The sequence below is a fragment of the Microcystis sp. M53598_WE2 genome, assembly GCF_030067735.1.
GTDB classification, from domain to species: domain Bacteria; phylum Cyanobacteriota; class Cyanobacteriia; order Cyanobacteriales; family Microcystaceae; genus Microcystis; species Microcystis aeruginosa.
Map to the genome: position 1 here is coordinate 1 of NZ_JASJFE010000472.1, position 4,770 is coordinate 4,770.

Sequence of the window (4,770 nt, forward strand, 5' to 3'; positions counted from 1 at the left end):
ATGGAGAGAAGCTGAAGAAATGACACCTAATCTAGAAATCTTGGTTAGAGGTGTTAGCTGGTTAAATAACAGCCAACCAAGAACAATAATTTATAATGTCAATGTTCCCATTGTTAATAACAACAATATTGATTTGTGCCTTTTAAAATGTGATTCGACGCAATTAGCTAATCAAAAAATCAAAAAACAAACCTTACAATCTGCTGATTTATACATTGCTTTGGGAGAATTGAAAGGTGGGATTGATCCCGCAGGAGCAGATGAACATTGGAAAACTGCTCGTACTGCTTTGCTAATATCTAAGCATCCTTATACTTTTTTTATCGGCGCTGCTATTGAAACAAAAATGGCTAGGGAAATTTATCAGCAATTAGAGACGAAAAAACTCACCAATGCCGCTAACTTAACCAATGATAATCAACTGGTTTCAATTATGCGTTGGCTATGCCATCTTTAACCTAGTTAACATTTAGAAAATTACCAATCAAATAAAGAAGTTATTTCACCATTAAGATAACTGCTGTAATTAACTTCCGTTATGGCATAGAATTACAATATCTATTAAATTTTACCCTATCGGTACAAAAAATCTTTTTCTACCACAAGAAACTACTTTTGAGCAATTAATTAATAAAATTTAATAAGTAGAAGCACAGGCAAAACATAAAACCCCCTCAACTGACTGAATGAAGGGGCATTTATAGTATTTTCGGTGGGCAATTTAGCCGACTTTTATGGGTTGAGTTTGCGCTTGAGGGTTGAAGCTGCGCCAAGAGTCCCGATAGCAAACAGTCCAAGAAGAGAATTGGGTTCGGGAACAGAGACAACGATAGGAACAGGTGTGTTAAAGGATAAATTATCTAATCCATAACCAGCTGAACTTGTGTTATCAAAATCGACCTCCACTCTGTTGATACCAGCGGCATTAATGGTAACAGGGAAGAAGGAGTTGTCACTTACGTTTTGACTAAAGAGCAATTGGTTGTTCAAATCGAATGCACGAACATCAAAAATATCGAGATCTCCACCAATGTCACCAATCGTAAAGCTTACAGAGTCAGTTACGGCAGGAGTAGTTGTGCCTGGAAGTACGAAGTTAAAGAAGATATCCGCACTTAGAGCAAAGACTAGATCCCCAGCCGCATTCAAGCCAGCAATTGCATTTGAGCCAAATGCAACTCCCGATGGATGATTTGTTACCGCAACCCCTGCGCTAGTCCCAGCTTTTCCAAAAATAATACCATCTGCTGCAAAGTCATCAGTAAGGACAGTATTTGCAGGAGGAGTACCCGATAAAAGAGAAGTTGAAGGCAACCCTTCAAACCCCAACGTAACTGCCATAGCTGGCGCATTAACCACAAAACTTGCTGAAGTCAGGCTGACAGCAACAATCACTAAGTTTTTTACACTCATTTTTGGCTCCGTCGATTTATCGTGGGATAAGTTTTTCTAACAATCAAAACCGGCTAACAACCCCTACTGAAAGTTCTTAGATTAAGCAACACCCCAACCCAAGACCAAAAGCAGACCACACAACAGGATACATTCCCCCCCCCCACAACTGTATCAAAAGCTACAATTTAATAAATCTTTACATTCTTCTCCCTCGCTTAGGGATTGACAGGGAAAGGTATTTTCCCCTGTTTTACCCCTTCTCAGGCGAACTATCCGCTTCCGTGAGGGATTGTGGCGCGGTGTGTCGGATTCGGTATTATTTATAAATATCACCACGAGGACCGATCTCAGTGACAATGAAAAGACGTTCTTCTCGATTGACCTGCATTAATACCCGATAATTACCCACCCGCAGGCGATAACTCTCTCGCCCTTTGAGTTTCTTGAAATCTGTCTGAGTAGGACTCGCCAGCAATTTATCCAGTTCATTCAAGATGCGCTCTTGGCTGCGGGGCTGTAACCGTTTTAGATAACGCTCGGCTGGTTTTAAGATTATGTAACGCCACATCCTAACTCAGCCTTTAACTTTACTAAGGACTTGCCAGGATCGCGCCCTTCTAAATATTCCTGATAGGCTTTCTTTCCTACTTCAATTTCTTCAGGAGGCACGTCATCAGCCGTCTCAGAGGTTTCTAAATACTCTAGGAATTGCTCAATATCTACAGCACTTTGGTCGTTCATGCTACTGCCCCTGCTTCCTTATTGTTTTTCTGACTTTCATTAACGATCATAAAACAAAAAGCACTGCCGAAGGCACTCGCGGGGCGATCTCGCCCCGCACTAACTAGCTGATAGACTAGGGATACCAGCTTTCCTTTGGGAGCGAGAGAGTGGTTAAGTTAACCGATTCCCAAATTGATCAAGAAATTGGCAATATTGTCAGTCAATTCCAGCTTTATCAATGTGCAGTAGCTAACAGACAACGAAATTGAGGGAAAAGTGATCGAACTGAAAACGCGCTATCATGATCAAGATTATCTCATCAGCGATCGCGTGGGGAATGATCGATCAATTACGATCAATGGAAAACACTATGGGGTAGAAGTGAGGGGAAGAGTATTTGATCATCTGTCTCCTCAAGGAATGAAACGAGAGGATTGGCTGAAAGATTTTCATTGCCAAAGTGAAGAGTTTATAAGCTACAATTTCGGGATTATAGCTCGTCTAGTGATCCGGGTGAAACCGTCTATTCGTGATAGCATAGAGTTAGACTTCGACCATTTGGGAGAGGCAAACTATGATAGAGTATAATTTAGACGCGGCGCATAGCATTCTGTATATGCAACCTACATCTGCACTTGCGGCGGAAGATTTCATCAAGATTGCGGAGGCAGTGGACCCCCACATTGAAGCCACTGGTGGTCTTGCTGGCGTAATCATCGAAGTCCCTAAGTTCACCGGTTGGGAGAGTTTTGGTGCCTTGGTTGCTCATTTCCGGCTGATACGCGACCATCACAAGTACGTCAGTAAGGTTGCAGTGGTGACTGATTCCACTCTGGTTAAACTGATTGAAAGTCTGGCTTCCCACTTTGTCGCCGCTGAAGTCAGGCAGTTCCCGTGGGGGGAAACTGAGGTAGCGACCCAATGGGTCTTGGGCGGCTCCTGATTCTCTTACAGTACAATAGACATCTCCAGCAATTAACCTCAATCTAGCCTGAATTTTGGAGGTGTCTAATACACGGTTAGACCGAACCGCTGGTCCACTAGGAGATATACTTGATCTGGATTACTCGAGTTCTGCAATATCTGCGATTGGGGTTTTAACTTCTAGTCTGGTTTCTGGTACAAACTACTACCTTTCTGGTAGCTACAGTGGTAATGTCTTCACCATCAGCACCGATGGTAGTAGCTTAGATGCACTGATTATTCAAGGTGCTGAGGCTGCTTTTTCAAGCAACGCTTCCTCGGTTCTTTTGAGATTGGTTAATAGTAATAATCTGGTGGCAGATAACTTTATTTAACTTCATCTCCCCGATGAAGTGGACCCTGAGAGTGAGTTAGCAAGGCCTAAGCCACCGCCAGGATCCTAGACAGTGCCAAATTGCTGTGTTAGAGTGATAAATACTAGGAATAATCGGTCAATCTTCCAAAGATATCTACTATTTTTGTGTAAAAGGAGTAGAAACTATGGGATTATCCTCAGAGGATTGGTCAGTCGAGAGAGAACCTAAATAATCACTCCACCATCTCTTGACAAATCGCATTAATTGTGCATTACTATATCTCGCTCCATACTGATATTTTTCTGAAGCTAGAAGGGTATATTAAGAGAGATTCCGATCAACGCTTATTGAGATAAATCTATTATGCTTATTTACTTTATTCATGGAGTGGCAACAAGAGATGCTAGTTATGCCAATAAATTAATTAAACTAATTGAAGAAGAATGTAAACGCAAAAATCGGGCGATTCCCTACTGTTATGCAGGGTTTTGGGGAAATGTTCTCAAAGGAACCGAAAAGTTATGGCGAGATATTGAGCAAGAATTACAGACACAAAAACAGAAAAATAGTAATTTTAACCCCGAACAATCCTTTCGCTATCAAAATTTTAGAAAAGAGTATTTATCTTATTTTATTGGTGACGCATTTAGCTATTTGGGCAGCGATCGAGGAACCCAAATTCGCCGCATTATTGCCGATCAATTAATCGATCTTGTTCAAGCTCACCCCAGGGAAAGCGAATTACATATAGTCGCCCATTCTTTGGGTACTGTAATCCTTTGGGATCTGTTATTTTCCCAGCGTTTTGACCCTCAGGATCCCGCTCACGAAATTCGTGATCTTATCGGTAAAGAACGGGGCAAACTTTCCCTATCTACTGTAACAACAATGGGTTCACCGATCCCATTTTTAAATCTAACTCTAGGCATTGATACTAATCAAATTGAAAAATTTATTAGCCAGCATCAAGGCCCTCGTTTACTCTGGAATAATCTGATCAATTCCTCCGATATTATCGCTTATCCAATCCGTCCTCTTTTTGATTCCATAACCGATGTATCCAAGATGTTAATGAGCGATTATTATCTAGAAGCGACTGGCAATATTTTTGATTCTGTAGAAATTGCTGCCGTTGTCTTAAATTCCCTTAATGCTCATACCTATTACCTAGCATCAGATAAAGTGGCCAAAAATATCGTAGAGACAATTTATTTCGATCAGCAGGATTATAATCATGGCGATAGTTACAGTCATAACACTTGTGTTGATCTTGCCATAGAAAGAATAGCTAAAATATCTGGAGTGACTAAAGATGTGGTAAAAATGAAACCTCTAAAAGAAAAAATATTACTAGAAGGTAAATTCAAAGATG

General features: G+C 40.9%; 7 protein-coding genes and 1 pseudogene. 5 read left to right on the forward strand and 3 right to left on the reverse strand.

What is annotated here, in order from left to right; all coding sequences use genetic code 11:
- Positions 1 to 457 (forward strand): AvaI/BsoBI family type II restriction endonuclease (locus PX636_RS09820; RefSeq protein ID WP_288116968.1); only part of this gene is annotated, 457 nt, incomplete at its 5' end.
- A 275-nt stretch (positions 458 to 732) separates the two neighbouring features.
- Here PX636_RS09820 and PX636_RS22860 read toward each other — a convergent pair.
- The 3 genes and pseudogenes from PX636_RS22860 to PX636_RS09835 all read right to left on the reverse strand — a co-directional run.
- Positions 733 to 828 (reverse strand): annotated as a pseudogene (locus PX636_RS22860) (PEP-CTERM sorting domain-containing protein); the annotation flags it as partial.
- Between the two features lie 883 nt (positions 829 to 1,711).
- Complete coding sequence (locus tag PX636_RS09830) at positions 1,712 to 1,963, reverse strand: type II toxin-antitoxin system RelE family toxin (protein WP_002765143.1); 252 nt, start codon at positions 1,961 to 1,963, stop codon at positions 1,712 to 1,714.
- The gene (locus tag PX636_RS09835; protein WP_002765145.1) at positions 1,948 to 2,136 is read right to left on the reverse strand and encodes a hypothetical protein; all 189 of its coding nucleotides are present in this window, start codon (positions 2,134 to 2,136) and stop codon (positions 1,948 to 1,950) included. The genes PX636_RS09830 and PX636_RS09835 overlap by 16 nt, the downstream gene beginning before the upstream one ends.
- A 258-nt stretch (positions 2,137 to 2,394) precedes the next feature.
- On the opposite strand from PX636_RS09835, the gene PX636_RS09840 reads away from it, so the two are divergent.
- The 4 genes from PX636_RS09840 to PX636_RS09855 form a co-directional block, all read left to right on the forward strand.
- Positions 2,395 to 2,706, forward strand: a complete 312-nt coding sequence (locus PX636_RS09840) for a papain fold toxin domain-containing protein (protein ID WP_002796036.1) — start codon at positions 2,395 to 2,397, stop codon at positions 2,704 to 2,706.
- Positions 2,693 to 3,061: a SpoIIAA family protein gene (locus PX636_RS09845; protein ID WP_288116972.1), complete on the forward strand. Its 369-nt coding sequence runs from the start codon at positions 2,693 to 2,695 to the stop codon at positions 3,059 to 3,061. Before PX636_RS09840 ends, PX636_RS09845 begins: the two co-directional genes overlap by 14 nt.
- 61 nt (positions 3,062 to 3,122) lie before the next feature.
- The gene (locus tag PX636_RS09850) at positions 3,123 to 3,416 is read left to right on the forward strand and encodes a hypothetical protein (protein WP_288116975.1); all 294 of its coding nucleotides are present in this window, start codon (positions 3,123 to 3,125) and stop codon (positions 3,414 to 3,416) included.
- A gap of 345 nt (positions 3,417 to 3,761) precedes the next feature.
- On the forward strand, positions 3,762 to 4,770 hold a 1,009-nt coding region (locus PX636_RS09855; protein WP_288116977.1), incomplete at its 3' end, for a lipase family protein.